Annotated in this window: 26 protein-coding genes and 1 pseudogene; 14 read left to right on the top strand and 13 right to left on the bottom strand. The window is 74.5% G+C overall.

The window, feature by feature from the left end; translation table 11 throughout:
• Window positions 1-78: 78 nt before the first annotated feature.
• Window positions 79-1,266: a bifunctional 3-oxoadipate enol-lactonase/4-carboxymuconolactone decarboxylase PcaDC gene (pcaDC, locus tag M8330_RS22840; protein WP_250828545.1), complete on the top strand. Its 1,188-nt coding sequence runs from the start codon at window positions 79-81 to the stop codon at window positions 1,264-1,266.
• A 95-nt stretch (window positions 1,267-1,361) separates the two neighbouring features.
• Window positions 1,362-1,889 (top strand): hypothetical protein, encoded by a 528-nt coding sequence (locus tag M8330_RS18635; protein ID WP_250828544.1) that lies wholly within the window; start codon window positions 1,362-1,364, stop codon window positions 1,887-1,889.
• On the opposite strand, the gene M8330_RS18630 is transcribed toward M8330_RS18635, so the two are convergent.
• Window positions 1,840-2,433: a TetR/AcrR family transcriptional regulator gene (locus M8330_RS18630; RefSeq protein WP_250828543.1), complete on the bottom strand. Its 594-nt coding sequence runs from the start codon at window positions 2,431-2,433 to the stop codon at window positions 1,840-1,842. The two genes, M8330_RS18635 and M8330_RS18630, sit on opposite strands and share 50 nt — an antisense overlap.
• Window positions 2,434-2,504: 71 nt before the next feature.
• Between M8330_RS18630 and M8330_RS18625 the strand changes: the two genes are divergently transcribed.
• Window positions 2,505-2,732, top strand: a complete 228-nt coding sequence (locus M8330_RS18625; protein WP_250056665.1) for a hypothetical protein — start codon at window positions 2,505-2,507, stop codon at window positions 2,730-2,732.
• On the opposite strand, the gene M8330_RS18620 is transcribed toward M8330_RS18625, so the two are convergent.
• Entirely contained in the window at window positions 2,717-3,187 is a 471-nt protein-coding gene (locus M8330_RS18620; RefSeq protein ID WP_250828542.1) for a response regulator, read from the bottom strand. The two genes, M8330_RS18625 and M8330_RS18620, sit on opposite strands and share 16 nt — an antisense overlap.
• 124 nt (window positions 3,188-3,311) lie before the next feature.
• Between M8330_RS18620 and M8330_RS18615 the strand changes: the two genes are divergently transcribed.
• Window positions 3,312-4,103, top strand: a complete 792-nt coding sequence (locus M8330_RS18615; RefSeq protein WP_250828541.1) for a 2-keto-4-pentenoate hydratase — start codon at window positions 3,312-3,314, stop codon at window positions 4,101-4,103.
• Between the two features lie 18 nt (window positions 4,104-4,121).
• Here M8330_RS18615 and M8330_RS18610 read toward each other — a convergent pair whose 3' ends face one another.
• From M8330_RS18610 to M8330_RS22575, 6 genes are all read right to left on the bottom strand, one after another.
• The gene (locus M8330_RS18610; protein ID WP_250828540.1) at window positions 4,122-4,925 is read right to left on the bottom strand and encodes a 2-keto-4-pentenoate hydratase; all 804 of its coding nucleotides are present in this window, start codon (window positions 4,923-4,925) and stop codon (window positions 4,122-4,124) included.
• Between the two features lie 42 nt (window positions 4,926-4,967).
• A complete protein-coding gene (locus M8330_RS18605; protein ID WP_250828539.1) occupies window positions 4,968-5,189 on the bottom strand; it encodes a hypothetical protein in 222 nt (73 codons plus the stop codon).
• 66 nt (window positions 5,190-5,255) lie between these two features.
• The gene (locus M8330_RS18600; RefSeq protein ID WP_250056693.1) at window positions 5,256-5,393 is read right to left on the bottom strand and encodes a hypothetical protein; all 138 of its coding nucleotides are present in this window, start codon (window positions 5,391-5,393) and stop codon (window positions 5,256-5,258) included.
• A 46-nt stretch (window positions 5,394-5,439) separates the two neighbouring features.
• Window positions 5,440-6,765: a flavin monoamine oxidase family protein gene (locus M8330_RS18595; RefSeq protein ID WP_250828538.1), complete on the bottom strand. Its 1,326-nt coding sequence runs from the start codon at window positions 6,763-6,765 to the stop codon at window positions 5,440-5,442.
• 34 nt (window positions 6,766-6,799) lie between these two features.
• The gene (locus tag M8330_RS18590) at window positions 6,800-7,471 is read right to left on the bottom strand and encodes a DedA family protein (RefSeq protein WP_250828537.1); all 672 of its coding nucleotides are present in this window, start codon (window positions 7,469-7,471) and stop codon (window positions 6,800-6,802) included.
• A 10-nt stretch (window positions 7,472-7,481) separates the two neighbouring features.
• Window positions 7,482-9,596, bottom strand: coding sequence for a sensor histidine kinase (locus M8330_RS22575; RefSeq protein WP_250828536.1), 2,115 nt, complete (start codon window positions 9,594-9,596; stop codon window positions 7,482-7,484).
• A 420-nt stretch (window positions 9,597-10,016) separates the two neighbouring features.
• Between M8330_RS22575 and M8330_RS18580 the strand changes: the two genes are divergently transcribed.
• The 6 genes from M8330_RS18580 (at window position 10,017) to M8330_RS18555 (ending at window position 17,651) form a co-directional block, all read left to right on the top strand.
• Window positions 10,017-11,198, top strand: a complete 1,182-nt coding sequence (locus tag M8330_RS18580; RefSeq protein ID WP_250828535.1) for a Gfo/Idh/MocA family protein — start codon at window positions 10,017-10,019, stop codon at window positions 11,196-11,198.
• Between the two features lie 238 nt (window positions 11,199-11,436).
• Window positions 11,437-13,038 carry a Re/Si-specific NAD(P)(+) transhydrogenase subunit alpha gene (locus M8330_RS18575; protein ID WP_250828564.1) on the top strand — a complete coding sequence of 534 codons (1,602 nt, stop codon included), beginning with the start codon at window positions 11,437-11,439 and terminating at the stop codon, window positions 13,036-13,038.
• Window positions 13,035-14,483 carry a Re/Si-specific NAD(P)(+) transhydrogenase subunit beta gene (gene pntB / locus M8330_RS18570; RefSeq protein WP_250828534.1) on the top strand — a complete coding sequence of 483 codons (1,449 nt, stop codon included), beginning with the start codon at window positions 13,035-13,037 and terminating at the stop codon, window positions 14,481-14,483. Before M8330_RS18575 ends, pntB begins: the two co-directional genes overlap by 4 nt.
• Before the next feature lie 317 nt (window positions 14,484-14,800).
• The gene (locus M8330_RS18565; RefSeq protein WP_250828533.1) at window positions 14,801-15,766 is read left to right on the top strand and encodes a sugar ABC transporter substrate-binding protein; all 966 of its coding nucleotides are present in this window, start codon (window positions 14,801-14,803) and stop codon (window positions 15,764-15,766) included.
• Entirely contained in the window at window positions 15,766-16,830 is a 1,065-nt protein-coding gene (locus M8330_RS18560) for an ABC transporter permease (protein ID WP_250828532.1), read from the top strand. The genes M8330_RS18565 and M8330_RS18560 overlap by 1 nt, the downstream gene beginning before the upstream one ends.
• A complete protein-coding gene (locus M8330_RS18555; RefSeq protein ID WP_250828531.1) occupies window positions 16,827-17,651 on the top strand; it encodes an ATP-binding cassette domain-containing protein in 825 nt (274 codons plus the stop codon). The genes M8330_RS18560 and M8330_RS18555 overlap by 4 nt, the downstream gene beginning before the upstream one ends.
• A gap of 134 nt (window positions 17,652-17,785) precedes the next feature.
• Here the strand turns inward: M8330_RS18555 and M8330_RS18550 are convergent, their stop codons facing one another.
• The gene (locus tag M8330_RS18550; protein WP_250828530.1) at window positions 17,786-19,444 is read right to left on the bottom strand and encodes a methyl-accepting chemotaxis protein; all 1,659 of its coding nucleotides are present in this window, start codon (window positions 19,442-19,444) and stop codon (window positions 17,786-17,788) included.
• Window positions 19,445-19,702: 258 nt separating this feature from the next.
• On the opposite strand from M8330_RS18550, the gene M8330_RS18545 reads away from it, so the two are divergent.
• From M8330_RS18545 to M8330_RS18535, 3 genes are all read left to right on the top strand, one after another.
• The gene (locus tag M8330_RS18545; protein WP_250828529.1) at window positions 19,703-20,737 is read left to right on the top strand and encodes an NAD(P)-dependent alcohol dehydrogenase; all 1,035 of its coding nucleotides are present in this window, start codon (window positions 19,703-19,705) and stop codon (window positions 20,735-20,737) included.
• 58 nt (window positions 20,738-20,795) lie between these two features.
• Window positions 20,796-22,217 (top strand): glucose-6-phosphate dehydrogenase, encoded by a 1,422-nt coding sequence (zwf, locus tag M8330_RS18540; protein ID WP_250828528.1) that lies wholly within the window; start codon window positions 20,796-20,798, stop codon window positions 22,215-22,217.
• A 179-nt stretch (window positions 22,218-22,396) separates the two neighbouring features.
• Complete coding sequence (locus tag M8330_RS18535; RefSeq protein WP_250056641.1) at window positions 22,397-22,858, top strand: phage holin family protein; 462 nt, start codon at window positions 22,397-22,399, stop codon at window positions 22,856-22,858.
• 22 nt (window positions 22,859-22,880) lie between these two features.
• Here M8330_RS18535 and M8330_RS18530 read toward each other — a convergent pair whose 3' ends face one another.
• The 3 genes from M8330_RS18530 to M8330_RS18520 form a co-directional block, all read right to left on the bottom strand.
• The gene (locus tag M8330_RS18530) at window positions 22,881-23,324 is read right to left on the bottom strand and encodes a hypothetical protein (RefSeq protein WP_250828527.1); all 444 of its coding nucleotides are present in this window, start codon (window positions 23,322-23,324) and stop codon (window positions 22,881-22,883) included.
• Between the two features lie 66 nt (window positions 23,325-23,390).
• Window positions 23,391-25,028 carry an ABC-F family ATP-binding cassette domain-containing protein gene (locus M8330_RS18525; protein ID WP_250828526.1) on the bottom strand — a complete coding sequence of 546 codons (1,638 nt, stop codon included), beginning with the start codon at window positions 25,026-25,028 and terminating at the stop codon, window positions 23,391-23,393.
• 58 nt (window positions 25,029-25,086) lie between these two features.
• Window positions 25,087-25,653 carry a hypothetical protein gene (locus tag M8330_RS18520; RefSeq protein ID WP_250828525.1) on the bottom strand — a complete coding sequence of 189 codons (567 nt, stop codon included), beginning with the start codon at window positions 25,651-25,653 and terminating at the stop codon, window positions 25,087-25,089.
• Between the two features lie 180 nt (window positions 25,654-25,833).
• Here M8330_RS18520 and M8330_RS18515 point away from each other — a divergent pair, with 180 nt between their 5' ends.
• Window positions 25,834-26,517, top strand: a complete 684-nt coding sequence (locus M8330_RS18515) for a hypothetical protein (RefSeq protein WP_250828524.1) — start codon at window positions 25,834-25,836, stop codon at window positions 26,515-26,517.
• A gap of 11 nt (window positions 26,518-26,528) precedes the next feature.
• Here M8330_RS18515 and M8330_RS22740 read toward each other — a convergent pair.
• Window positions 26,529-26,640: pseudogene (locus M8330_RS22740) on the bottom strand (IS5-like element ISMt1 family transposase); the annotation flags it as partial.

Here is a 26,640-nt window from a genome sequence, read left to right as displayed (position 1 = left end):
ACTCACCCGCCACAGTCACCAGCGAGGCTCACCAGCCAGCATGGCCAGAGAACCCGATCGAGCACCGAGGAGATCCACGTGTCCGTCACCGCCGTCCGTCTCGGAGGCCGACCCGACCTGCCGCTGCTCGTGCTGGGCCCCTCGCTCGGCACCTCGGTGACGACGCTCTGGTCGCGCGCGGCCGTGCTGCTCGGTGAGCACTTCCAGGTGGTCGGGTTCGACCTCCCGGGACACGGCCACGACCGCTCGGCACCGGAGTCGCTGACGATGGCGGAGCTGGCGGGCGCCGTCCTGGAGACCGTGGACCAGGTGACCGACAGCATCCACCCCGTCGCCTTCCACTACGCCGGTGACTCCGTCGGCGGCGCGATCGGACTGCAGCTGCTGCTGGACGCTCCCGAGCGGGTGCTCTCCGCGACGCTGCTGTGCACCGGCGCGAAGATCGGCACCGAGGAGGCCTGGCGCGAGCGGATGGCCACGGTGCGCGCGTCGGGGACGCCGACGATGGTGGCCGGCTCCTCGCAGCGCTGGTTCGGGCCGGGCTTCCTGGAGAAGGAGCCCGAGGCGGGTGGGGCGCTGCTGCACGCGCTCTCCGACGCGGTCGACGGCGGCTACGTGGCCGTCTGCGACGCGCTCGCCGGCTTCGACGTCCGCGCCCGGCTCGGCGAGATCAGCAGACCGGTGCTCGCCGTCGCCGGCGCCGAGGACCCGGTGACCACCCCGACGACCCTGGGCGAGATCGCCGACGGCGTCGTCGACGGCCGGCTCGAGGTGCTGGACGGCGTCGGCCACCTCGCCCCCGTCGAGGCGCCGGAGGTCGTGGCCGCGCTCGTGCGGGCACACGCGCTGGGCGAGGTCGCCCCGGAGGTGGGCGAGCCCTCCGGTGACGCGATGACCCGGGCCGAGGTGCGCGCGGCAGGCATGGGCGTGCGCCGCGAGGTGCTCGGGGACACGCACGTCGACCGGGCCGTCGCCGCGACGACCGGCCTGACCGCGGACTTCCAGCAGCTCATCACCGAGTACGCGTGGGGGAGCATCTGGACCCGGCCCGGCCTCGACCGGCGGCAGCGGTCCCTCATCACGCTGACCGCGCTGGTCGCCCGCGGGCACCACGAGGAGCTCGCCATGCACCTGCGCGCCGCACGGACCAACGGGCTCAGCGTCGAGGAGATCAAGGAGTGCCTCCTGCAGACCGCGATCTACTGCGGCGTCCCGGACGCGAACACGGCGTTCCGGATCGCCCAGCAGGTCCTCTCCGAGGACTGACCCGACCTGGCGGATGTCGTGGCGGGCGCCGATCCACAGCCTCCGCGTGCCGTCCTCTCAGCGCCCGTGCCGGACTCCTCCCCACGGTGGAGCCCATGAGCGAACGACACTCCTCCGGCTCGCGCGGCCGGGCGGCCCGGGCCTGCTGCTCCGCCGTGCTCGCCTCGGCCCTGCTGGTCTCGGGCGCGACCTCCGCGCGGGCGGCCCCGGCGACGCCCGAGCACGGCACGCGGGCCGCGGTCGTGGCCCGGGAGCGGGCGCCCGTGCCGGCGCCGCACGTGGCGGTCGCCGAGTCCCTGGTGGTCGCGCCGACCTCCGTGCGCACCGTCGCGGAGCCGCGGCAGGCCGGGACGCGCGCGCGCGGTCTCCGTCCCCGTCACGGCCGGGGGGCCCTGGCCGAGGGGGTGCGGTCGGCAGTCCACCGGTCGGTGCTGCGGGTCGAGCACGCCGTCGCGGTGACGGTGCTGGCCACCGCGCTGGAGCTGCCGGTGCCGGTGCTGCTCGCGGCCGAGCGGGCCCACCACGGCGCGCGGGTCGCGCTCACCTCGGTGCGGACGACGGCGGCCCGCTGGATCAGCCGGGCGGCTGCGTCGCCGGGCGACCGGTCAGGGCCACCCACATGAGGTCGGCCGCCGGGTCCAGGGCCCCCGCGGGTACGTCCCGGTGCCAGAGCAGGTGCCCGACGTAGGCCCCGAGGAGCAGCGTCACCACCGCGTCGGGGTCGACGTCCGGCCGCACCGTGCCGGCACGTGCGTGGGCCGCCACGAGGTCGCACAGCGCCTGCGCCCAGGGCACCAGCACGGCGCGGACGGCAGCGGTGAAGGCCGGGTCCTCGTCGGCGACGAGCGCCGCCAGCCCGCCGGAGCCGAGCACGTCGTGCATCTGTCGCCGGGTCTCGGCGAGGACCGCACGCAGGCCGGCGCGGACGTCGCCGGTGGGGGTGGGCTCCCAGACCCGGACGGCCCGCCCGAGGGTGGCGGCCAGGAGGTCGCCGCGGTCGCGGTAGCGGCGGTAGAGCGTGGTCTTGGCGACGCCGGAGGTCGCGGCCACCGCCTCCATCGTCACCGCGGACGGGCCACCGCCGCGCAGGAGCGCCAGCGCCGCCTCGTCCACGCGCGCGCGGCGGGCGCGCTGCAACGGGGTCAGGTCGTCGGTGGGGTCCGTCACGTGGCCTCCGGAAGTCGAAACGCAACGCGTAGCGTAGCGAAAAAGACCCTCGAGGAGATCAGGAGATCACCGTGCACGTCGCTCTCTGGGACAGCTGGCTGGTGCTCAGCGCCGCCGTCATCGCCGGCCTGCTCATGTTCGGCGTCGTCCGCTCGTCGAGCCAGGCGCTGCGCGCGAGCGAGGACCACGACGCCTGGCTCCACGCCCGCGAGCTGCACCGCGCGCACGAGCACGAGCTGGACGTGCGCAAGGACGCCCTCGGCCAGGTCGTGACCGCGCGCCGCTACCGGCGCGACTGACCCGCGAGCCGCCGCTGCGTCGCCTCCCCGGCGAGCCGGCCCACCACCCTGAGCAGGTGCGGAGGGTCGAACGGCTTGAGCAGCACCGCGTCTGCGCCCGCGCTCAGCAGGCCGGCGGCCAGGGCCCGGTCGGGGTCGCCGGTGAGCACCGCGACGCCCGGTCGCCGCGGCCCGTGCAGCCGCGCGCACGAGGCGAGCAGCTCGCCCCCGGTGTGCCCCGGGAGGAGGTGGTCGAGCAGCACCACCTCGACGTCGGTGGTCTCGAGGACGGCCTGGGCCTGGAGGCAGTCGGCGGCTTCCATCGGCGCGAGGCCGCCGTGCTGGAGGAACAGGCAGACCAGCGCGCGCAGGTCGTGGTCGTCCTCGACGACCAGGACGCGTGCGGGAGCGGGCGTAGAGCCTGGCAGGTCGGCGGGTGCTCCGACGGCGGGGGCAGGGTGTACGGCACGACTCACGGTGTGGGGGGCTTCCGGGTGTCGAGGGTGTGTGCAGGCCGACCATGATCGACGCGGGTCCGGCGAAAGTAAAGAGCGCCCTGCGCTGCCGGGGCTGCTCCCGCGGTCTGGCAGGCTCCAGGACGTGATGGACGACCGGCAGACCGACGAGGTGGCCCGTGCCCTGCTCGAGGCCGAGGCCTCGCGGCGTCCGGTGCCACCGCTCACCGAGACCTACCCCGACCTCGACCTGGACGACGCCTACGCGATCCAGCTGGCCCAGGTGCGCCTGCGGCGTGAGCGCGGCGAGCGGGTGCGTGGGCACAAGGTGGGCCTGACCTCGCTGCCGATGCAGCGGATGCTGGGGGTGGACGAACCCGACTTCGGCCACCTGTGGGACGGCATGTTCCACCTCGAGCACGCGCCGGTGCCGGCGTCCTCGTGGATCGCGCTCCGCGTGGAGCCGGAGATCGCGTTCGTGCTGGCGCGGCCCCTGGCCGGACCCGGGGTGACCGTCGCCGACGCCGTCGCGGCGGTGGACGTCGTCCTGCCGGCCCTGGAGGTCGTGGACAGCCGCGTGGAGGACTGGCGGATCGGCCTGCTCGACACCGTCGCCGACAACGCCTCCGCCGCGGGCGTGGTGCTCGGCTCCCGCCCGACCCGGCTGACGGACGTCGACCTGCGCCTCGTCGGGTGCGTGCTGCGCCGGCAGGGGCAGGTGCAGCAGACCGGCACGGGTGCGGCCGTGCTCGGCTCCTCCCTGTCCTCCCTGGTCTGGCTGGCCAACACGGTCGGCCGGTGGGGGACGGTGCTCGAGGCCGGCCACGTGATCCTGCCCGGGTCGGTGACGGCCGCGATCCCCGTCCGCGCCGGGGACACGGTCACCGCCGAGTTCGGCGGGCCGCTGGGCTCGGTGACCGCTCGGTTCGTCGACTGACGAGCGGGGGAGGGGTGCTCAGACCCCGGCCAGGTCGACCCTCCCCAGGGTCGCGAACTCGGCGGTGACCACCGACCCGGGGCGCAGGTGCTCCGCGTCGGTGAGGCCACCGGTGAGCACGACCTGTCCGGCCTCGATTGCGAGGCCGCGCTCGGCGAGCGCGTTGGCGGCCAGCGCCAGGGCGGCGGCGGGGTGGCCCTGGACGGCGGCCCCGGTGGCGGTCGCGGCCACGGCGCCGTCGACCGACAGGGTGCAGCCCTCCAGGACGAGGTCGAGCTCGTCGGGGGCCACGGAGAGCGGGGAGACGACGAAGCGGGAGCTGGAGGCGTTGTCGGCCACGACGTCGGGCAGGGCGAAGGAGAAGTCCCGGTACCGGCTGTCGATGACCTCCAGCCCGGCGTGCACGCGCTCCACCGCGGCCAGGGCCTGCCGGGTGGTCACGCCGGGGCCGGCGAGGCGCTCGCCCATGACGAAGACGATCTCGGGCTCGACGCGCGGGTGCAGCAGCGAGGACACCTCGACGGGCTGCTCCGGCTCCAGCTCCATGGCGTCGGTCAGCCACGCGGTCAGCGGCGCCGTGATGCCCATCCGCTGCTGCTTGGCCACCGAGGTCAGCCCCAGCTTTACCCCGACCAGCCGCTTGCCGGCGCCGACCCGGCGGGCCAGGTAGACGTCCTGGGCCGCGTAGGCGAGGTCCAGGTCGAGGCCGGGCCGCTCGTCGGTGAGGCGGCCTCCCTCGCGCCGCTCGCGCTCACGCGCCAGCAGCTCCTCGGCCACCGAGGCCGCGTCCCAGGGCGTGCGGGTCTCCTGCGTGCTGCTCACGGGTCCACTATCCCCGGTCCCCGGCGCGCCGGGTGGCCGGGCTCAGGCAGCGAGCGCGGGCGCGGGCGCCACGGATGCCGGGTCGAGGCCGGCCCCGAGGTCGGGGACCACCCACAGGCTCGCCCCGGCGTGACGCTCCGGGTGGGCGTCGTCCAGGTCCTCGGCGACGGCGGCCAGGAGGTCGAGGTCGACGAGCCCGACGGGGGCCTCGTGCGGCTGGAAGGCGGCGGGACGGGCGGGGCGGGCGGCGGTTCCGATGCTCATGGACCGACGTTCCCGCCGTTGCCTGGGAACCGCGTGTGAGCCGGCTGGAGAGGTGCGAAGAGCCGGTCAGCGGCCCCCGCGGGACAGTGCGCCGAGCGCCAGGGCGAGGGCGGCGCCGGAGGGGCGGGCGGCAGTCTCGTCGTCGGTCTCGAGGAGGTTGCGGACGGTGCCCGTCGTGGTGGGACGAGAAGGGTGGTTGCTCATGTCAACCATGCTTCCCGTCCCGGTTGAGACGCACCTGAGGAAATCCCTAGACCTCGGCTGCCAGCACCGCGCTCGCGGCCCGGTGCCCGCTGACCAGCGCGCCCTGGAGCGAGGGGGTGTCACGGTGGTCGCCGCACCACCACAGCCCGGGGGCGACGTCGACCGCACGGGCCGCCGCCAGGGGCGGGCGGTGCGCCGGCAGGGCCTCGGGCACCCGGTCCCGCCCGACCAGCACCAGGCGGGCGGGGTCGACGTCGAGCAGGCGGCCGGCGTGGCGGCGCAGGTCGGCCTCCGGGGCGTCCAGGTCCAGCGAGGAGCCGGCCACCAGGCCGCTGCCCGCCGGGGCGTAGGAGGGCGCCGCGCCCGAGACGAGGGCCGCGTTGACCAGCGGACCCTCCGGTCGCTCCCGGGCGTCGACGTGCAGCAGGTCGGCGCGGGTGGCGGGGACGTCGGGCTCGGGCAGCGCCCACCAGGCCGTGACCACGCCCCGCACCGGTGGCGCAGGCCGGCCGACCAGAGCGGCGGCGGCCGTGGGCCCCCCGGCGACGACCACGTGCCGCGCGCGCACCGGCCCCGCCGGCGTCCGCACCGTGCGGGTGCCGTCCGCGGCCTGCTCCTCCACCCGCTCGGCCGGGGTGCCCAGCGCGACGGGTCGGCGCAGCCCGGCGGCCAGCTGCTCGGGCAGCGCCTGCATGCCGTCGCGGGGCAGGCCGGGCGTGCCGGCCAGGAAGGAGGAGACCAGCAGGCGCACCAGGTGGGCGGAGGTCTCCCCGTCCGGGTCGAGCAGGACGCCGGCGAGGAACTGCTCCAGCACGCGCCGCCACGGCCCGGTGACGCCGGCGGTGTCCAGGCTCGCGGCCAGCGCGGCGTCCGGTCGCTCGTCGAGCCGGGCGCGCAGCGGCTCGCGAGCCTCGGTGAGGGTGCGGGGCAGGGTCGGCGCCCACCAGCGTGCGAGCGCGCCGAGGGGCGGCGCGCCCAGCGCGCCCGCGCGGCCGGGCACGAGGCCCGTGAGCGCGGCTCGTGCCGTGGTGGGCAGCAGGCCGGGGGCGTGCCAGGGGTGGCCGAGCCGCTGCCGGCCGGCGGGGGTCGCGGCGACCACACCGGCGCCGAACGGCTGGAGGGCCAGGGCCTCGAGGTCGACCCACCGGCGCACCGCGGGGTAGGCGGGGTTGAGCAGCTGGAACCCCCGGTCGAGGAGGAACGCGTCCACCTGCGTGGTGCGGACGCGGCCGCCCACCGCGTCCGCCCCCTCGAGCACGACGACGTCGCGGCCGGCGGCCTCCAGCTCGAGGGCGGCACGCAGGCCGGAGAGGCCGGCGCCCACCACCACGACGTCGGTCTCGGCGGGCAGGGGTGTCGCGGGGTTGCTCACGTGCCCATCGTCATGTGCGACGGCGGGCGCCGGGTCACCCGAGGGTCGCGTGGCCGTGGCTCCGGGCCGGCACCGGCTCGAGGGTGACCGGCGCGCGCCAGTGGCCCGTGCGCAGCCGACGGGTGAGCAGGTGCGCGGCCACGACGACGAACGAGACCGCCACCAGGCCCACGGTCAGCAGAGCGGTGTTCTCCGCGATCCACGGCACCCCGCCGAGGAAGTAGCCGACGAGCATGATGCCGCCGGCCCAGACGACGGCACCGGCCACGTTCCAGGCCACGAACCGCCGCGGTCGCATGCCCAGGGACCCGGCCACGATGGGCACGAAGGTCCGGGCGACCGGCACGAAGCGGGCGAGCAGCACGGCGTGGTGGCCGTGCCGCTCCAGCAGCAGGCGGGCTCGCTCGACGTGCGCCGTCGTCCAGATGCGCCCGCGAGGCCGGAAGACGTGGGGCCCGGCCCGGCGGCCGAGGGCGAAGCCGACCTGGTCTCCCGCGACCGCGGCCAGCACCGTGACCACGAGCAGCGGCACGAACGGCACCGGCACGACCCCGCTGGCCACGTAGAGACCGCCAGCGAACAGCATCGCCCCGCCGGGCAGGAAGAACGCCGGCGCGATCCCCGTCTCCGCGAAGACGACCCCGACGAGGAGCAGTGCGCCCCACGCCCCCAGGCCCGCCATGAGCGGGACGAAGATCATCGTCATGACGTCGACGCTAGGTCGTGCTCGGGCCTGATCCCAGGGTCCCTCGTACCCGGGTGGTGTCCGAGGCGGGCTCGCGGGGCGGCGCGGGCGCGGGGGAGACCGCCCGGTCGGCGGACGCCGGCAGGTCGAGCACGAACGTGGTGCCCGGGCCTCCGGTGCCCGTGAGGCCGGCGGTGGGGTCGGCCGCCTCGCAGCGGATCGTGCCGCCGTGCCGTTCCACGATGGTGCGGCAGATGGACAGGCCCAGCCCCGAGCCGGCCACCCCGAGGTCGCGGTGGGCGCGCGAGAGGCGGTCGAACACCACGTCCCGCTGGTCCTCCGGCACCCCGAGGCCGTTGTCGGTGACCCGCAGCTGCGCCCGCTCGCCGTCGTGCCGGCCCTCCACGTGCACCCGCGCCACGTGACCGGGCTGCGCGTACTTCACCGCGTTGCCGAGGAGGTTGCCGAAGAGCTGGACCAGCAGCTCGGGGTCGGCCTCCACGTGCGGCAGGTCGCCGAGGGTGAGGACGGCGTCGGGGGCCTGCAGGGCGCGGGCGCGGTGCAGGGGCCCGTCGGGCTCGGCGAGGTCGGTCTCGGTGCGGCGCAGGCGGCCCTCGGTGGCGGTCGCCTGGTCGAGGAGCCCGCTGACCAGCCCGAGCATGCGGTCGAGCGCCTGGCCGGTGCCCTGGAGGGACTCGGCGATGTCGTCGCGGTCCAGCTCGTCGCCGGCGAGCACCTGGTGCTGGGTGAAGCCGATCCAGCTGCGCGCCGCGGCCACCGGGCTGCGGAGGTCGTGGGCGGCGCGGGCGGCGAAGTCGGTGAGCGCCTCGCGGTGGGCACGCTCGTCGGTGACGTCGCGGAACACGACCAGCACGCGGCGTCGTCCGCTCCACGACTCCGAGGCGCGCAGGCTGGCGGCGGTCACCGCGAAGACGACGTCCTGGCGGTGCTCACCCCGGGTGTGGGCCGTGACGTCGGCGGAGACCCGGCCGAGCTCGAGGGCCTCGGCCAGCGGCATCCGCGTGGGCAGGCAGCGGCGGCCGTCGGTGGGCCACGGGACCTCGCCCGCCTCGGCCGGGCAGGTGCCCAGGTCGGTGGTGGCGAGGGTGAGCGTGGCGACCTCGTTGGCGAGGACGAGGGTGCCGTCCTCGTCGTAGACGGCCAGGCCGTCGCTCATCGCGGCCGTGGTGCGCCCGAACAGCTCCAGTCGCTCGGCGCGCTCCTGGTCGCGCTCGCGCAGCTCGCGGAGCAGCGTGGCGCGCTGGGCGCTGAGGACCGCGGTGGTGAGCACGGTGAGCAGGAGCGTCAGGAGGAAGACCTGGAGGCTGAGCACCGTGGCGGCCGGTGTGTTCGTCTCCTCCGCCAGGGCCGAGTGGCCGGTGGCGGTGAGCCCGATCGCCAGGCCGGAGACGCCGAGCACGTGCAGCGCGCTGATCACCGGCGAGTAGCGCGAGGCGATCCAGATCGCCGGCGGCAGGGCGAGGAAGACGAAGGCGTCCTCGTTGATCGCCAGCGCTCCGTAGCTGACGAACGCGGCGCCGATCAGCTGCAGGCGCCCGGTCACGGGGGAGCGGTGCAGGGCCAGCACCTCGCGCGCGACCGAGCGTCCCGCCCGGTGCTCGGACCACAGGAAGACGCCCACGAAGCCCACGGTGCCCAGGCCGACGGCCTGGCGGCCCCACCACGCGAGCAGCTCCAGCGGGGAGAGGTCGATGCCCGACAGCGGCAGTCCGGCCGCGGCGACGGCGGTGCCGGCCAGGGAGCCCGCCACGATGGCCACCACGACGCGTGGGAGGTTCGTCCGGCGGTAGGGGAGCTCGAGGTCGGGGCGCAGGACGACCACGGCGACGACGGCGACCTGCACGATGCCGGCGACCGCGATGAGCAGGGCGGCAGCGAGCCCGAGCCCCGCGAGGGTCACGACGGCCACGGTCAGGAGGCCGCTGGCCACCACCGCGACACGGGCGCAGGTGCGGTTGCGACAGGTGAGCACCCACAGCAGGGCGGCGCCGGCTGCCGGCGAGGTGGCCGCGAGCGTGCCGTTCGCGGGGACGCTGTAGATGCCGGCGAGCACCATGGCCGCGTGGAAGACGGCCATGCCCAGGAACGAGACCAGGTGTCTCGTGGGCTGGTCGCTGCGGGTCACGGCGGTCCTTCCTCGTCGCCCCCCGGCGCCCGGTAGTCAATCACGGACGTCGAAGGTCTGCCCAGGGTTTCGCGCCGGGGCGCGAGGTCTCGCGGGGTGTCGTGGGTGCATCCACGCCGACGGGGTGCCGGCGCCGGGGGACGACGGTGGCTCCGGTGCCCCCGTGGTCTCGGATCGGCCGGGCCGCAGCGGTCCTGAGGACGACCGTCCACCGTGCCGGGGCCGGCCCCGGGGGCGCCGGAGATGGCGGCAGCGTGCCTGATGGGTATTTGAGGGACGCGCTGACGGTGCGAGGTCTGGTGGGGGTGGACGTGGCGGGCTAGCGTCACGTGGCACGTGCCAGCGTCGGTCGCGCCCCGCTCCATCGGTGGGACCCCGGGCTGGTGCCTGCCAGGAACACCAGTGACGGGGAGGGACCTCATGAGCGAGACCGACGACCGCGTGCTCGGGATCGGCGTCATCGGCGCCGGCTGGCTGGGCGACGTGCACGCCCGGGCTTGGGCGCGGCTGCGGCACCACTTCCCCGAGGTCCCCGTCGAGCCGCGGTTCGTCGCGGTGGCCGACAGCAACGACGCCGCCCGCGCGACCGCGGTGCGCAAGCACGGCTTCGCGCACTCCTACGCCGACTGGCGCGACCTGGTCGCCGACCCGGCCGTCGACGTCGTCTCGGTGACCGCGCCGAACATGCTGCACCGCGAGCTCGGGGTGGCGGTCGCCGAGGCCGGCAAGCACCTGTGGATCGAGAAGCCGGTCGGGCTCGGCGCCGACGACGCCCGGGCCGTGCGCGACGCGGTCGTCGCCGCCGGCGTCCGCGCCACCGTCGGGTTCAACTACCGGGCGGTGCCGGCGATGGCACACCTGGCCGACCTCGTCCGCTCGGGCGCCATCGGGCGGCCCACGCACGCGCACGTGCAGATGCTCAGCGACTACGCCGCCCATCCGCTCGGCACCCTCACCTGGCGCTACGCGCTGGACGCCGGCGGCCACGGGGTCCTCGGTGACCTCGCCTCGCACGGCGTCGACCTCGTCCGCTTCGCGCTCGGCGACGTCGACCGCGTCGTGGCCGAGACCTCGATCGTGATCGACCAGCGGCCGGTGCTCGACCCGGGTGCCGCCACCTACGGCCACGGCCTGGGCTCCCCGGACGCCGACAAGGGCCCGGTCGAGAACGAGGACGTGCTCACCGCCCTGATGAGGGTCGGCGACGTGCGCGTGACGCTGGAGGCCAGCCGCGTCGCGGTGGGGGAGCAGAACCGGTACGCGATCGAGGTGCACGGCACGCAGGGGCTGGTGGCGTGGGACTTCCGCCGCCCCGGCGAGCTGCGGCTCTCGACCGGCGACGCGTTCGTCGACCAGCCCTCCGCCCAGCTCATCGCCGGGCCGTTCGCGGGTGGCTTCGCCCGCATCCAGCCCGTCTCGGGCATGGCCACCGGCTACGACGACACCAAGGTGCTGGAGTGCGCCGGGCTCGCGCAGATGATCCTCGACGGCGGGGAGCAGCAGGGCCCCGGGCTGGACGACGCGCTGGCCGCCGCGGAGGTGCTCGACGCGATGGTCGCCTCGGCCGACACGGGCGCGTGGGTCGAGCCGGTCCGGTCCTGAAGGTGGATCGAGCGGGCACCGTTGCCCGCTCGGGCACGACTCTCGACCGCTCCAGTCGGACCTCGTTGTCCGAAAAGCGGGCGTCCGCGAGCGACGCGGGTCACAACCCTATCAGGATGCGCCTCCACGGGGAGGACTCCCCGAGGCAGGCACGAGCAGGGGAGGTCGAGCCGTGACGGAGCAGGACGTGCTGGAGCCAGGAACGCCGCAGGCCGGTGGGAGCACCGAGGAGGTGGCCGTGGGCCAGCTCATCGGTGTGGTGCGCGAGCGGGAGGGCGAGCCGCGCGTGGCGGCCACCCCCGACTCGGTGCGGGCGCTGGTCAGGCTCGGCTACCGCGTCGTGGTCGAGGCGGACGCCGGCACGCGTGCCGGGTTCGCCGACGCCGCGTACCGCGAGGCCGGCGCCGAGGTCGGTGACCCGCTGGCCGCCGACGTGGTGCTCTCCCTCGGTGCCCCGGAGGCCGGCCGTGCGGACGGGTTGCGTGAGGGTCAGACCTGGATCGGGCTGCTCGCCCCCGCCCTCTCGCCCGACCTGCTGACGGACCTCGCAGGGCGCGGGGTCACGGCCCTGTCGATGGACGCGGTGCCGCGCATCTCGCGCGCGCAGTCGATGGACGTCCTCTCCTCGATGGCCAACATCGCCGGCTACCGCGCGGTGATCGAGGCCGCGCACGAGTTCGGCCGGTTCTTCACCGGCCAGGTCACCGCCGCGGGCAAGGTGCCGCCGGCCCAGGTGCTCGTCGCGGGCGCCGGTGTCGCCGGCCTCGCCGCGATCGGTGCCGCCGGCTCGCTCGGCGCCGTCGTCCGTGCCACCGACCCGCGCCCCGAGGTGGCCGACCAGGTCGCCTCCCTGGGCGGGGAGTACCTCGCGGTGCCCGACCCCTCCAGCAACCAGGCGGCGCAGGTCTCCTCCGACGGCTACGCCAAGGAGATGTCGGACGACTACAACGCCCGCGCCGCCGCGCTGTACGCCGACACGCTGCCCGGCGTCGACGTCGTCGTCACCACCGCGCTGATCCCGGGACGCCCCGCGCCCCGCCTGATCACCGCCGAGATGCTCGCGACGATGGCCCCTGGGTCGGTCGTCGTCGACATGGCCGCCGGCACCGCGACCGACGGCGGCGGCAACGTGGAGGGCTCGCGCCCCGGGGAGCGGGTCGTGACCGAGAACGGCGTCGTGCTGCTCGGCTACACCGACCTGCCGGCACGCCTGCCGCAGCAGGCCAGCCGGCTCTACGCCACCAACCTGGTCAACCTGCTGACGCTGCTCACGCCGGGCAAGGACGGCGCGCTGGCGCTCGACCACGAGGACGTGGTGCAGCGCGCGGTCACCGTCACCCAGGACGGCGCGGTCACCTGGCCGCCGCCGCCCGTGCAGGTCTCGGCGGCACCCGCGGCCGCGCCGGCCGCCCCGGCACCGGTCGAGCCCGCCCCGGAGAAGGCGCCGGCCGACCCGCGACGACGGGTCGCGGGGATCGCGGTGGCGGGCCTCGTCCTGCTGCTCGTGCTGGCCGCCGCACCGGCCGCGCTGCTCCCGCACCTCACGGTGTTCGCGCTCGCGGTGGTCGTCGGGTTCTACGTGATCGGGCACGTGCACCACGCGCTGCACACCCCGCTCATGAGCGTCACCAACGCGATCAGCGGGATCATCGTCGTGGGCGCGCTGCTCCAGGTGGGGCACCCCGGCGACAGCACGCCGGGCCTCGTGGGCGCGGTCGCGCTCGTCGCCGTCCTGCTCGCCTCGATCAACGTGTTCGGCGGGTTCGCGGTGACCCGGCGCATGCTCGCCATGTTCACCCGCTCGGACGCTCCCGCCTCGCAGAAGGGGAGCCACCGATGACGCTCACCTCGCTCGCCCTCGCCGCCTACGTGGTGGCCGCCCTGCTCTTCGTGCTGGCGCTCTCGGGCCTGTCCAAGCACGAGACCGCCCGCCGCGGCAACGGCTTCGGCATGGCCGGCATAGCGCTGGCGCTGGTCGCCACGCTCGCGCTGGCGATCAACCCCGACACCGACGGCCTCGCCACCCGGCCCGGCTGGCTGGTCGGCGTCCTCGTCGCCGTGGCCGTCGGTGCGAGCATCGGCCTGTGGCGTGCCCGCGTGGTCGAGATGACCGGCATGCCGGAGCTCATCGCGCTGCTGCACTCGTTCGTCGGGCTCGCGGCCGTCGCCGTCGGCTGGAACGGCTACCTGCTCGTCGAGGCCGATCCCGAGGGCGCCGAGACCCGGCTGCTCGACGCCGAGGGCCTGCTCGGCATCCATCACGCCGAGGTGGTGATCGGCGTCTTCATCGGCGCCGTCACCTTCACCGGCTCGATCGTCGCGTTCCTCAAGCTCTCGGCACGGATCAGGTCCTCCCCGCTGGTGCTGCCCGGCAAGCACGTGCTCAACGCGACCGCGCTGGCCGTGCTCGTCGCCTGCACGATCTGGTTCACCGTCGCGCCCGCGCTGGCCCCGCTGGTGATCGCCACCGTCGTGGCGCTCGCGCTCGGCTGGCACCTGGTCGCCTCGATCGGCGGCGGCGACATGCCGGTCGTCGTCTCGATGCTCAACAGCTACTCCGGCTGGGCCGCGGCCGCCTCCGGCTTCCTGCTGGAGAACGACCTGCTCATCGTCACCGGCGCGCTGGTCGGCTCCTCGGGTGCCTACCTCTCCTACCTGATGTGCACCGCGATGAACCGGTCGTTCGTCTCGGTCATCCTCGGCGGCTTCGGCGCGGTCGCCTCGACCAGCGCCGCGGTCGAGGGGGAGCACACCGAGGTCTCGGCCGCGGACGTGGCCGAGCTGCTCAGCGAGGCCTCCAGCGTGGTCATCACGCCCGGCTACGGCATGGCCGTGGCGCAGGCCCAGTACCCGGTGGCCGAGCTGACCCGGGCGCTGCGCGAGCGCGGTGTCGACGTCCGCTTCGGCATCCACCCGGTCGCGGGGCGGCTGCCCGGGCACATGAACGTGCTGCTCGCCGAGGCCAAGGTGCCCTACGACGTCGTCCTGGAGATGGACGAGGTCAACGACGACCTCGCCTCCACCGACGTGGTGCTGGTCATCGGCGCGAACGACACCGTCAACCCCGCCGCCGCGGAGGACCCGGGCTCGCCGATCGCCGGCATGCCCGTCCTGCGGGTCTGGGAGGCCGGCCGGGTGATCGTCTTCAAGCGGTCGATGGCCGTCGGCTACGCCGGCGTCCAGAACCCGCTCTTCTTCCGGGAGAACGCCGACATGCTCTTCGGCGACGCCAAGGAGCGGGTCTCCGACATCCTCGCCGCGCTGCCGGCCACGTCCTCCCGCTGACCTCCCCGCCGAGTCGGCAGCAACGTGCTGCCGACTCGGCGGTGAGTCGGCAGCAACTTTCACGCCGTGCACGTCCGACCGACGCGTGTCATGGACGCCCGCACGCGTGGCACGTGCTTCCGTGCGACACGTCTCACCTGCGAGGACGCCGGCGGGGCGACCCGAGTCGCCCGCCGGCGTCCGGCCGTGGAAGATGAGGCCCGGCGACCCCCCTCTGCCGACGTCCGCGACCACGCGGGCCAGGCCTCCGGCGCGTGGTCGCGACAGGCACACGGCCCGTGCCGACGCGCGCGGGCACCGGACGAGGAGCAGCACCGATGAACGTTCGCACGAGGGCAGTCGCGGCCCTGGCCACCCTGGCCCTGGTCCCCGCGCTCGCCGCCTGCAACAGCCAGCCCGTCGGCTCGGCCACCGCCGACGACGACCTGACGATCGCCGTCATCACCCACGGGGACGGCGGGTCCTTCTGGTCGGTCGTGAAGACCGGCGCGGAGGCCGCCGCCTCGGCGGAGGGCGTGACCCTGAACTACCAGGAGTCCGACGACGACCCGGAGCAGCAGGCGCAGCTCATCGAGGCGGCCGTGACGGCCGGGGTCGACGGCATCGCCGTCTCCGCCCCGAACCCGGACGCGATCCGCTCGGCGGTCGCCGACGCGGTGGACGCCGGCATCCCGGTCATCACCCTCAACTCCGGCTCGGGCGCGTTCGACGAGCTGGGCGCGATCACCCACGTCGGCCAGGACGAGAAGATCGCCGGCGAGGGCGCCGGCGAGCAGCTCGCCGAGGCCGGCGCCACCAAGGTGCTGTGCGTGATCCACGAGCAGAGCAACACCGGCCTGCAGGACCGCTGCGACGGCGCCGCCGAGGGCTTCACCGGCGAGGTCGAGGACTTCCAGGTCGCCGGCAAGTCCGACCCCACGCAGACCTCCGCGCAGATCGCCGCCAAGCTCCAGGCGGACGGTGACGTGGACGCCGTCCTCGCGCTCGACCCCGACATCGCGGTCGCCGCCCTCGAGGCCCGTGACACCGCCGGCTCGGACGCGCTGCTGGCCACCTTCGACCTCTCCTCCGACGTGGTCACCGCGATCGAGGACGGCGACATCCTGTTCGCCGTCGACCAGCAGCAGTACCTGCAGGGCTACCTGCCGGTCGTCGCGCTGGCCCTCTACGACCGCAACCTCAACACCATCGGCGGCGGCCAGCCGATCCTCACCGGCCCCGGCTTCGTGACGCAGGACAATGCCGCCGAGGTCGCCGACCTGGCCGACGAGGGCACGCGCTGATGAGCGCCGCCCCTGGCGCGCCGACGGCACCGGAGCCCGCCCTCGACGAACGCGTCGCCTCGCGCGGCGTGCTCGACCGCCTCGCCCGTCGCCCCGAGCTCGGGGCGCTGCTGGGCGCCCTGGCCGTCCTCGTGCTGTTCACCGCGGTCGACACGACCGGGTCGTTCCTGTCGCTGTCCGGCGTGGCCCGCTGGACGGACTCGGCCGCCAGCATCGGGATCGTCGCGGTGTTCGTCGCGCTGCTCATGATCGGTGGCGAGTTCGACCTCTCCGCGGGCGTCATGGTCGGCTCCACCGGCCTGGTGATGGGCATGCTCGTCACCCAGGTCAACCTCTCGATCTGGCCGGCCATCGTCCTGACCTTCGTGTTCGCGGCGGGCGTCGGGGCGCTCAACGGGTGGCTCGTGGTCACCACGCGGCTGCCCTCGTTCATCGTCACGTTGGCGATGTTCTTCTCGCTCCAGGGCATCAACCTGGGCCTCACCAAGCTCGTGACCGGCACCGTGCGCGTCTCCGGCCTGGGGCAGGCGACCGGGTTCGACTCGGCCTCGGCCGTCTTCGCCGGCACGTTCGGCGGCGGCTACCAGTTCCGCATGTCGCTGGTCTGGTGGCTGCTGTTCACGGTGCTCGCCACGTGGGTCCTCACCCGGGTCCGGTTCGGGTCGTGGGTGCAGGCCGTGGGCGGTGACCAGGTGGCCGCCCGCAACGTCGGCGTGCCCGTCACCTCCACCAAGATCACCCTCTTCATGGGCACCTCGATGGCCGCGGCCTTCGTGGGCGTCACCACGGCGCTGCGGCTGGAGTCGGTGCAGGCCGGCCAGGGCGTCGGCGAGGAGTTCACGTTCATCATCGCCGCGGTGGTCGGCGGCTGCCTGCTGACCGGCGGCTTCGGCTCGGCGGTCGGCGCCTCGATCGGCGCCTCGATCATCGGGATGGCCTTCATCGGCATCGCCTACGCCGGCTGGAACACCGACTGGAGCTTCCTGTTCCTCGGCCTCATCCTGTTCCTCGCCGTCATGGTCAACACCCTCATCTCCCGCCGGGTGGCAGGGGGGACGAAGTGAGCGCCACCGAGTCCGGCACGCCCGAGCCCACCACGCCCGAGCCCGCCGCCGTCGAGCTGGACGGGGTCGGCCGCACGTTCGGCAACGTGATCGCCCTGCGCGACGTCTCGCTGCGCGTGCGCGCCGGCGAGGTCACCTGCGTCCTCGGCGACAACGGGGCCGGCAAGTCGACGCTGATCAAGACGCTGGCCGGCGTCCACCCGCCCACCTCCGGCACGTACCGGGTCGCCGGTGAGCCCGTGACGTTCGGCAGTCCGCGCGACGCGCTGGCCGCCGGCATCGCGACGGTCTACCAGGACCTGGCGACCGTGCCGCTGATGTCGGTGTGGCGCAACTTCTTCCTCGGCTCCGAGCCGCGCAAGGGCTGGGGCCCGTGGCGCCGCATCGACGTGGCCCGAGCCAAGGAGGTCGCCCGCACCGAGCTGGCCGCGATGGGCATCGACGTGCGTGACGTCGACCAGCCCGTGGGCACCCTCTCGGGCGGGGAGCGGCAGGCCGTCGCCATCGCGCGCGCGGTCTACTTCGGCGCCAAGGTGCTCATCCTCGACGAGCCGACCTCGGCGCTCGGCGTGAAGCAGTCCGGCGTGGTGCTCAAGTACGTGGCGCAGGCCCGCGAGCGGGGCATCGCGGTCGTGCTGATCACGCACAACCCGCACCACGCGTTCCTGGTCGGGGACCACTTCTTCCTGCTCAACCGCGGGCGGATGACCCAGGACTGGACGCGGGAGCAGGTCACCCTCGACGAGCTGGTCGCGGCCATGGCCGGCGGCGCCGAGCTCGACACGCTCGCGCACGAGCTGGAGGGCATCCGCCGGCCCTGACCCGATCCCTGGCCCGATCCCTGGCCCGATCCCTGCCCCGGGCCGGGGCCGCGGCAGGGCCGCACCCACCACGACCGCCGGGTCGACCCGAACCTCGGGCCGACCCGGCGGTCGTGTGCGTGCGGGAGCGAGCGTCAGACGCGGAAGTTGCTGACGGCGCTGCGCAGGTCGGTGGCCATCCGCGCGACCTCGTTGACGGCGGCCTGGCTCTGGCTCAGCGCCTCCGTGGTGGAGCCGGCGGCGGCCGAGACGCCCTGGATGTTGTCGGCGATCTGGCTCGAGCCGACCGAGGCCTCGGAGACGTTGCGCATCATCTCGTTGGTGGTGGCCGACTGCTGCTCGACGGCCGAGGCGATCGTCATCTGGTACTCGTTGATCGAGCCGATGATCTGGGAGATCTCGCCGATCGCGGAGACGGCGCCGTCGGTGTCGCCCTGGATGGCCTGGACGCGGCCGACGATGTCCTCGGTGGCCCGTGCGGTCTCCTGGGCCAGCTCCTTGACCTCGCTGGCGACCACGGCGAAGCCCTTGCCGGCGGCGCCGGCGCGCGCGGCCTCGATGGTGGCGTTGAGGGCGAGCAGGTTGGTCTGCTCGGCGATGGAGGAGATGGTCTTGATGACCTCGCCGATCTCCTGGCTGGAGACGCCGAGCTTGGCGATGGTGGCGTTGGTGCTCTCGACCATCTCGACGGCGCGGGCGGCGACCCGGGCGGCCTCGGTGGCCGAGGAGGCGATCTCCTTGATGGAGGCGCCCATCTCCTCGGCGCCGGCGGAGACGGTGGAGACGTTGCGGGAGATGTCGTCGGCGGCCTGGCTCACCACGTTGGCCTGCACCGAGGTCTCCTCGGCGCCCGCCGCGATCTGGGTGGACGAGGCGGAGAGCTCCTCGGAGGAGACGGCCAGGGCCCCCGAGGACTCCGAGACGGTCTGCATGAGGCCCCGCAGGCGGCGGCTGGCGTCGTCCAGGGCGGCGGACATGGAGCCGATCTCGTCGCGGCTGCTCAGGTCCGAGGTGGTGGTGAGGTCGCCGGCGGCCAGCGCGTCGGCGACGGTGCGGACGGCGGCGACGTCGGCGAGCACGCGTCGCAGCACCAGGCCGGTGATGACGAGCGCGACCGCGATGCCGGCGACCAGCGAGATGATGGTGACCCAGCGCATCCTGGCGGTGGTGGCGGCGGCTTCGTCCGCGGCGGTCTCCGCGTCGACGGCGACGATCGAGGTCAGCTCCTGGAGCAGGTTGCGGGCCTCGGCGAAGTGCGGGTTCTTGGACGTGTCGGCCGCGGCGACCCAGGCGTCGTACTGGTTGTCCAGCGCCAGGGGGGCCAGCACCTCCTCGTTGTAGTCCATGCCCAGGGCGAGGGAGTCGGCGGCGGCGTTCAGCTGGTCGTCGACCTGGCTGCCCAGCCCGAGGGCCTGCAGGGAGGCGGCGGCCTCGCCGAAGGCGGCGTAGCGGGCGTCGATCTCGTCCAGGGACGCCTGGGTGCGCTCGCGATCGGGCTGGAGGGCGGAGTCGCGCAGCGCGATCGCGATCTCCTCGACGTCGGTGATCGCCTTGGCGGTGTAGATGCCCGCCTGGACGTTCTCCTCGTACATCACCTGGGTGGTGGCAGCGGCGGTGCCGAGGTTCACGATGCCGAGCACGCCGACGGCGACGGCGACGACCGCCAGGGCGCCGACGGCGCTGAGCAGCTTGGTGCGCAGCCCCAGGTCGGCGAGGCGGAGCCCCGTGCGCGGACGGTCCGCGACGGCGGCGGGGGTGTCGAGGGTGGTGGGGGAGACGGACCAGGTGGCCATGAGCACCTCGGGTGACGAGCGCGGCAGCGCGGGCGGGCGGTGGGACGGTGAGCAGGACGTGGCTGCCGACGGGCTGCCGAGGTCCTGTTCGGCCCGGCAGGGCTCGGGCTGAGCAGGACGGACGAGCCGGAGGCGCGCGAGCCGCCGGTCGGGACGTTGGTCCCCGTCGTGGCCGGGCAGGTCCGGCGACACCTGTCGCTCCGGCGGTGCAGAATCAGGGGCGTCCGCCACCCACGCCGTGCCGTACAGGAGCCCGTCATGCCCGACCCCTCCGTGCCCGCCACCATGCGCGCCAGCGTCCTGCTGGAGCAGGGCGTGATCGAGATGCAGGAGCGGCCGGTGCCCGTCGCCGGCCCGGGCGAGGTGCTGGTGCGGGTGGCCTCGGTCGGGGTGTGCGGCTCCGACGTGCACTACTACCGGCACGGACGCATCGGGGACGCCGTCGTCGACGCCCCGCTGGTGCTCGGCCACGAGGTCAGCGGCACCGTGGTCGACGTGGGTTCCGGCGTGCCGGAGACGCGGGTGGGGGAGCGGGTGGCCATCGACCCCCAGGTGCCGTGCCGCCGCTGCCGCCACTGCCTGAGCGGCCGCTTCAACCTGTGCCGCGAGATGCGCTTCTACGCCACCCCGCCGGTGGACGGCGCGTTCGCCGACTACGTCACCGCGCCCGCCGACTTCGCCCACCCGGTGCCGGGGACGATGACCGACGAGGCCGCGGCGCTGCTCGAGCCGCTCTCGGTCGGCCTCTGGTCGATCCACAAGGCCGCCATCGGCCCTGGCGACCAGGTGCTGGTCGCCGGCGCCGGGCCGATCGGCGCGATGGTCGCCCAGGCCGCCCGCGCCGCCGGTGCCGCCGACGTGGTGGTCACCGACCTCGTCGCGTCCCGTCGCGAGCGCATCACCTCCCTGGGCGCGACCCGGGCCCTGCACCCCGTCGAGGACGCCGACGCCGTCGCCGCGCTGGAGGCCGACTCGTTCGTCGAGTGCTCGGGGGCGACGCCCGCGCTGCTCCAGGGCCTGCGCGCGGTGCGCCCCGGTGGCTCGGTGGTGCTGGTGGGCATGGGTGCGGACGAGGCGGCGCTGCCCACCGCCTACCTGGCCGCCATGGAGATCAGCCTCACCGGCGTCTTCCGCTACGTCGACACCTGGCCGCGGGGCATCGCGCTCGCGCAGGCCGGGATGGTCGAGCTGGACGCGCTGGTGACCCACCGGTACCCGCTGGAGGAGGTCGAGGCGGCCCTCGACGCCGACTCCGACCCGCAGTGCATGAAGGCGGTGGTCCAGGTCTCCTGAGCCGCCCGACGGCCGGACCCGGGACGGGCCGCCTCCCCGCGTCGGAGAGGATGGAGCCGTGACCAGCCTGACCGCAGACAGCACCTCCCCCGACTCCCGGTCCGACGCCGTCGTCCTCTTCGGCGTCTCTGGCGACCTCGCCTACAAGAAGCTGCTCCCCGCGCTCTACAACCTCGAGCGGGCCGGGAGGCTCGACGGCCCGGTCATCGGGCTGGCGCGCTCGGCGTGGGACGACGAGCGCCTGCGGGCACGGGCCGAGGGCGCCGTGCGCGACGCCGCCACGCAGGTGGACGAGGCGGCGCTGGCGCGGCTGCTCGGCCGGCTGCGGATGCTGGCCGGCGAGTACACCGAGACCGCGACGTACGAGGCGCTGGCCGCGATGCTCGCCGACACCGCGCGGCCGCTGTTCCACCTCGCCGTCCCGCCCGTGGTCTTCGAGAGCGTGGTCGCCGGGCTCAACGCCGTCGGCCTGGCCGACCGCGGCCGCGTGGTCGTCGAGAAGCCGTTCGGCCGCGACGCCGCCTCGGCCGCGGAGCTGAACACCGCGCTGACCCGCTACGTGGACGAGCAGAACATCTTCCGCATCGACCACTACCTGGGCAAGGAGTCGGTTGAGGGGCTGCTGGTCTTCCGCTTCGCCAACACCCTCTTCGAGCCGCTGTGGAACCGGCACTACGTGAAGTCGGTGCAGGTGACGCTGGCCGAGTCGCTCGACACCGAGGGCCGGGCCGGCTTCTACGACGGCGTCGGTGCCGTGCGCGACGTCGTGCAGAACCACCTGCTGCAGATCGTGGCGCTGCTGGGCATGGAGCCGCCGATCGCGGACGACGCCGACGCCTACCGGGACGAGGAGGTGCGGCTGCTGCGCCAGGTCCGCCCGATCGACCCCGACGACACGGTGATGGGCCAGTACGAGGGCTACGGCGAGGAGGACGGTGTCGCTCCCGGCTCCATCACCGAGACCTTCATGGCCACCACGCTGTGGATCGACTCCTTCCGCTGGGCCGGGGTGCCGTTCCACGTGCGCGCCGGCAAGGCGCTGGCCGGGGCCGCCACCGAGGCCGTGGTCGAGCTGCGCCGCCCGCCGCGGCTGCTGTTCGCGTCCAAGTCCGCGGAGCGGCCCGAGGCCAACCGCCTGCACTTCCGCCTCGGCCACGACGACGGCGTCTCGGTGACGCTGCAGGCCAAGGCGCCCGGCGCGAAGGCCGTCAGCCAGCCCGTCGCGCTCGGCGTCGACTTCGACCGCGCGCTGGGCCACCGCCAGGAGGCCTACGAGCGTCTGCTCGACGACGCCATGGACGGCCGCAAGCACCGCTTCGCCCGCCCCGACACGATCGCCGAGGAGTGGCGGATCGTGGACGGCCTGCTCGCCGCCGGCAAGGAGCCCGAGCTCTACCGTCGTGGCACCTGGGGCCCGGCCGCCGCCGCCAAGGTCGCCGACCCCTGGCACCCGGTCACCACCAAGGCCCCGCGCGCCTGAGCCTGCTCGTCATCGCGGAGCGCGGGACGCACCAGGTACGTCCCGCGCTCCGCGATGATCCTGCGCCCGCTCACCCGGGGCGGGTGAGATCGGGCCGCGACCCTGCCGCGGGGCGTGCCGCGGGCCTAGCGTCGAGGTGCCGCGGTCGGTCCGCGGACGAGGCGCGAGGAGGCCGCACCATGATCCGACTGCTCATCCGCCTGGCCGTGTTCGTGGGGTCCTCCGCGATCGGCCTCGTCGTCGCGACGATGGTGCTCGACGACATGACCCTGGACGTGCAGGGCTTCCTGCTGGCCGTGGCCGTGTTCTCGGTCGCCCAGGCCCTGCTCAGCCCGTTCGTGAGCCGGGTGGCCGAGCGCAACGCCGAGGTGCTGCTCGGCGGGGCCGGGCTGATCTCGACGCTGCTCGCCCTGATCGTCACGTCCCTGCTCACCAGCGGCCTGACCATCGACGGCGGCATCGGCACCTGGCTGGCCGCCATGGTGATCGTGTGGGCCGCCACCGCGGTGGCCACCCTGTTCCTGCCCTACCTGGTGCTGCGCGCACGCCGCCGCTCGCGCACGAACGACCAGGAGCGGGCCGGAGAACGTGGGGCCCGCGCGGCGCTGGACGACCTGGCGTCCCGCGACAACAAGTCCTGAGCGGACGCGACGGGCGCCCGCGTCACCCCGCTGCCGTGGGCTCCTCGGGCACGTCCACCAGCCGCATCCGGAACGCGCGCCGGCCCGTCAGCGTCTGGCAGGTGCCGAGCCGGCCGGTCTCGTCGGTCACGGCGCGGGTGGCGCTGCCGCACACCCACGCGCCGTGCCGGACGTAGCCCCCGCTGCCCTGGCCCTGCGTGGGCGCGTCCGCGTAGTAGGCCGCCGCTCGCCGCAGCGCCGCCTCGCAGCTGACGCCGCCGGTGCGCTCGCTGACGGTCGCGACGCCGCCGTCCCCGGGGAGCACGAGGGTGCCGCAGCCGACCCCGCTGGAGGCCGAGGCCGAAGGGGCGGTGTCGGCGGGCCCGTTGATCGCCAGCGACAGCAGGCCGATCACGAGCAGCAGTCCGAGGGCCCAGAGCCACGTGGGCGCGGACCGATCAGCCGGGTGGTGCGGACAGTCCGCCACCCTCCGACCCTCGCGGACGCCCCGCCGGGCCCGACAGCCCCATCCGGGGTATAGCCGCGAGGCCCCTCAGACCTCCCGGACCCGGCCGTCCTCGACGCGCAGGCGTCGGTCGAGCCGCACGGAGTCGAGGAGCCGGCGGTCGTGGGAGACGAGCAGCAGCGCGCCCTCGTAGGAGGCCAGCGCTCCCTCGAGCTGCTCGATCGCCGGCAGGTCGAGGTGGTTGGTGGGCTCGTCGAGCACCAGCAGGTTCACGCCGCGGGCCTGGAGCAGCGCGAGGGCGGCGCGGGTGCGCTCGCCGGGGGAGAGGCGCCCCACCAGGCTGGCGACGTGGTCGGCCTTGAGGCCGAACTTGGCCAGCAGGGTCCGGCACTCGGCGGGGGAGAGGTCGGGCAGCGCGAGCTCGACGGCGCGGCCGAGCGACTCGTCGTCGGGCAGCCCGGTGCGAGCCTGGTCGACCTCGCCGATCGCCACGGAGGCACCGAGCGACGCGGTGCCGGACGCCGGGACCTCGCGGCCCAGCAGGAGCCGCAGGAGGGTGGTCTTGCCGGCACCGTTGGGCCCGGTGATGCCGACCCGTTCGCCGGCGTCCACCTGGAGCGAGGCCGGCCCGAGGGTGAAGTCGCCGTGCCGAACGACTGCCTCGTTGAGCGTGGCGACGACCGAGGACGAGCGGGGTGCGGCGGCGATGGAGAACTGCAGCTGCCACTCCTTGCGCGGCTCAGCGACCTCGTCCAGGCGCGCGATGCGGGACTCCATCTGCCGGACCTTCTGGGCCTGCTTCTCGCTCGAGTCCACCTGCGCGCGGCGGCGGATCTTGTCGTTGTCGGGCGACTTCTTCATCGCGTTGCGCACGCCCTGGCTGCTCCACTCGCGCATGGTGCGCGAGCGGGAGACCAGGTCCGCCTTCTTCTCGGCGAACTCCTCGTAGGCCTCGCGCGCGTGCCGCTTGATGACGGCGCGCTCCTCGAGGAACGAGTCGTACCCGCCGTCGTAGACCCGCACCTCGTGCTGCGGCAGGTCCAGCTCCACGACCCGGGTCACGACGCGGGCCAGGAACTCGCGGTCGTGGGAGACGAGGACGACGCCGGTGCGCAGGCCCTGCACGAAGGTCTCGAGCCGCTCCAACCCGCCGAGGTCGAGGTCGTTGGTCGGCTCGTCGAGCAGGACGACGTCGAACCGGCTCAGCAGCAGGGCCGCGAGCGCGGCCCGGGCGGCCTGGCCGCCGGAGAGCGACGTCATCAGTGCGTCGGCGCCGACGTCGAGCCCGAGGTCGGCCAGCACGGGGCCGATCCGGTCGTCGAGGTCGGCCGCGCCCGTGGCCATCCAGTGGTCGAACGCCACCGCGTAGGCGTCCTCCGCGCCGTCGTCCCCGCTGCCCAGCGCGTTCGCGGTCTCCTCCATCGCGACCGTGGCGGCGGCCGCGCCCGTGCGGCGGGCGACGTAGCCGGCCACGGTCTCACCGGGCACCCGCTCGTACTCCTGCGGCAGCCAGCCGACGAAGGCGTCGGACGGCGCCGTGCTGACCGTGCCGGCCAGGGGCCGGTCGACGCCCGCCAGCAGCCGCAGCAGCGTCGACTTGCCCGCGCCGTTCGCGCCCACGACGCCCACCACGTCACCCGGGGCGAGGGTCAGGTCGAGCGCCTCGAAGAGCGTGCGGTGGTCGTGGCCACCGGCGGGGTCCTTGGCGACGAGGGTGGCGGACACGGACGTGATCGTACGGCCGCCCGTGCCCGCGCCGTGCCCCGGAGACCCCGGCGCAGGATCAGGTCAGCGCGAGCGAGGTCGGTCCGACCACCGTGTCGGTGGCCTTCCGCTTGCTCGTGCCCTTGCGGACGATGACTCCGAGCCCCTGACCGTCGACGACGTCGGCGCCCAGGCAGGAGGCCGCCTTGCGCACCCGGATCGTCACGCTGAGGTTCTTCTTGGACAGGGAGGTCGCGACGCGGCAGCCCTTGAAGATCCCGGCTCGCTTGGCCGTGCCGGCGGCTGCGTCGACGTGCAGGGTCCCCCAGGACTCGTCGGTGGTGAGCATCAGCCCGAGTCGTTGGCTGTAGCGGCTCCTCGTGCCGGCGACCGCGTCGAACGTGGTCGTGACCACCAGGTCGCCCTTGGACGACAGGTCGTACCGGATGCGCCGCACGTCGGCGAGGTCCTTCTGCGTGGCGTTGCGAGCCCCCTGGACGTCGTTGTTCGCGTCCTTGATGGTGACCGGTGTCGTGGTGCGCGCCTGCGTGGCGGGCGCCGTCGTGAGCAGGAGGCCCGTCGACATGGCCACGGAGACGAGGACGGTGAGAGAGCGACGGAGGCGGCTGCGGCGCGGGCCAGGCATCGGGAGGATCCTTGTCGAGGAGGGGGCAGGTCGGACCGCAGTATGCAGGGGGAGATCCGGTTGCGGTGCCAGAACGTCGCAGGTCGTCGTCCGGTGACCGGCTCGACCACACCGTCGAGGACCCAGGTTTCAGGCCGGTCCTGACGGAAAGGGTGACGGGGACTTCTCGGGAGGACCCACATGCAGCGCACCCACGCGCACCGGGCCAGGGCGAGGAAGGTCTCCGCCCTCGTCGCCACCTGCGCCCTCGCCCTCGCCGGCTGCGACGCCGGGAGTCCGGCCCCCGAGGCGACCGGGACGAGCCGGGCTCCGACTGTGTGGGAGCAGAGGTTCGACGCGACCAGCTGCGCGCCGTTCACCGAGCCGGCCGGTGACGAGCAGCAGGGCGGGCCGCTCCAGGACAAAGGCAGTCGGGTCCTGGGCGTGGGGATGCGCACCCAGCCGGGTCATCCTCTGGAGCAGGTGGCGATCATCCCGGTGACCAACCGGGGTGCAGAGCCGGTCGCGATCCTCTCCGTCGAGTTCGTCACCGAGCAGGGCGCCTCACCGCTGACCGTGGACGGCGTCCGTCTGGCCCCGGCCGACATCCGCAAGTCGATGACCCGCCCCACGCCGCGGTTCGACAGGTGGCCCGACGCCGCCGACTACTGCCTGCCGGGCACCGACGGGGGCACGGGCACCGACGACGCTCCGAGCTCCGACCCGGCCGGCGCCGTCCTCGCGTTCCGGATCGGGCCCACCCCCGCCGACGAGGTCGACGGGGAGGAGGAGAGCAAGAACAACGCCATCAACGTCCACTACGCCACCAGCGACGGGGAGCGCTTCGTCGCGGTGTACCCCTACCAGTTCTACTGGGACAACTAGGGAGTGTCTGGTTATTCGCGTAGCCAGATGGTGATGGTGCGGAGCACGACGCCGCCTCGGTAGACGACAGCCAGCTTGTCGTAGCGGGTGGCGATCCCTCGCCACTGCTTGTGGTCGTTGAAG

The organism is Nocardioides bruguierae, assembly GCF_023656415.1.
Taxonomy (GTDB): domain Bacteria; phylum Actinomycetota; class Actinomycetes; order Propionibacteriales; family Nocardioidaceae; genus Nocardioides; species Nocardioides bruguierae.
This window is presented reverse-complemented; position numbering and strand designations above follow the sequence as displayed.

Bases quoted from the DNA above. Each gene is read 5' to 3' on its own strand.
- M8330_RS18635 (WP_250828544.1), top strand. From the start codon at position 1,362: ATGAGCGAACGACACTCCTCCGGCTCGCGCGGCCGGGCGGCCCGGGCC.
- M8330_RS18605 (WP_250828539.1), bottom strand. From the start codon at position 5,189: ATGAGCATCGGAACCGCCGCCCGCCCCGCCCGTCCCGCCGCCTTCCAG.
- M8330_RS18600 (WP_250056693.1), bottom strand. From the start codon at position 5,393: ATGAGCAACCACCCTTCTCGTCCCACCACGACGGGCACCGTCCGCAAC.
- M8330_RS18590 (WP_250828537.1), bottom strand. From the start codon at position 7,471: ATGACGATGATCTTCGTCCCGCTCATGGCGGGCCTGGGGGCGTGGGGC.
- M8330_RS18580 (WP_250828535.1), top strand. From the start codon at position 10,017: ATGAGCGAGACCGACGACCGCGTGCTCGGGATCGGCGTCATCGGCGCC.
- pntB (WP_250828534.1), top strand. From the start codon at position 13,035: ATGACGCTCACCTCGCTCGCCCTCGCCGCCTACGTGGTGGCCGCCCTG.
- M8330_RS18565 (WP_250828533.1), top strand. From the start codon at position 14,801: ATGAACGTTCGCACGAGGGCAGTCGCGGCCCTGGCCACCCTGGCCCTG.
- M8330_RS18560 (WP_250828532.1), top strand. From the start codon at position 15,766: ATGAGCGCCGCCCCTGGCGCGCCGACGGCACCGGAGCCCGCCCTCGAC.
- M8330_RS18550 (WP_250828530.1), bottom strand. From the start codon at position 19,444: ATGGCCACCTGGTCCGTCTCCCCCACCACCCTCGACACCCCCGCCGCC.
- M8330_RS18545 (WP_250828529.1), top strand. From the start codon at position 19,703: ATGCCCGACCCCTCCGTGCCCGCCACCATGCGCGCCAGCGTCCTGCTG.
- M8330_RS18535 (WP_250056641.1), top strand. From the start codon at position 22,397: ATGATCCGACTGCTCATCCGCCTGGCCGTGTTCGTGGGGTCCTCCGCG.
- M8330_RS18520 (WP_250828525.1), bottom strand. From the start codon at position 25,653: ATGCCTGGCCCGCGCCGCAGCCGCCTCCGTCGCTCTCTCACCGTCCTC.
- M8330_RS18515 (WP_250828524.1), top strand. From the start codon at position 25,834: ATGCAGCGCACCCACGCGCACCGGGCCAGGGCGAGGAAGGTCTCCGCC.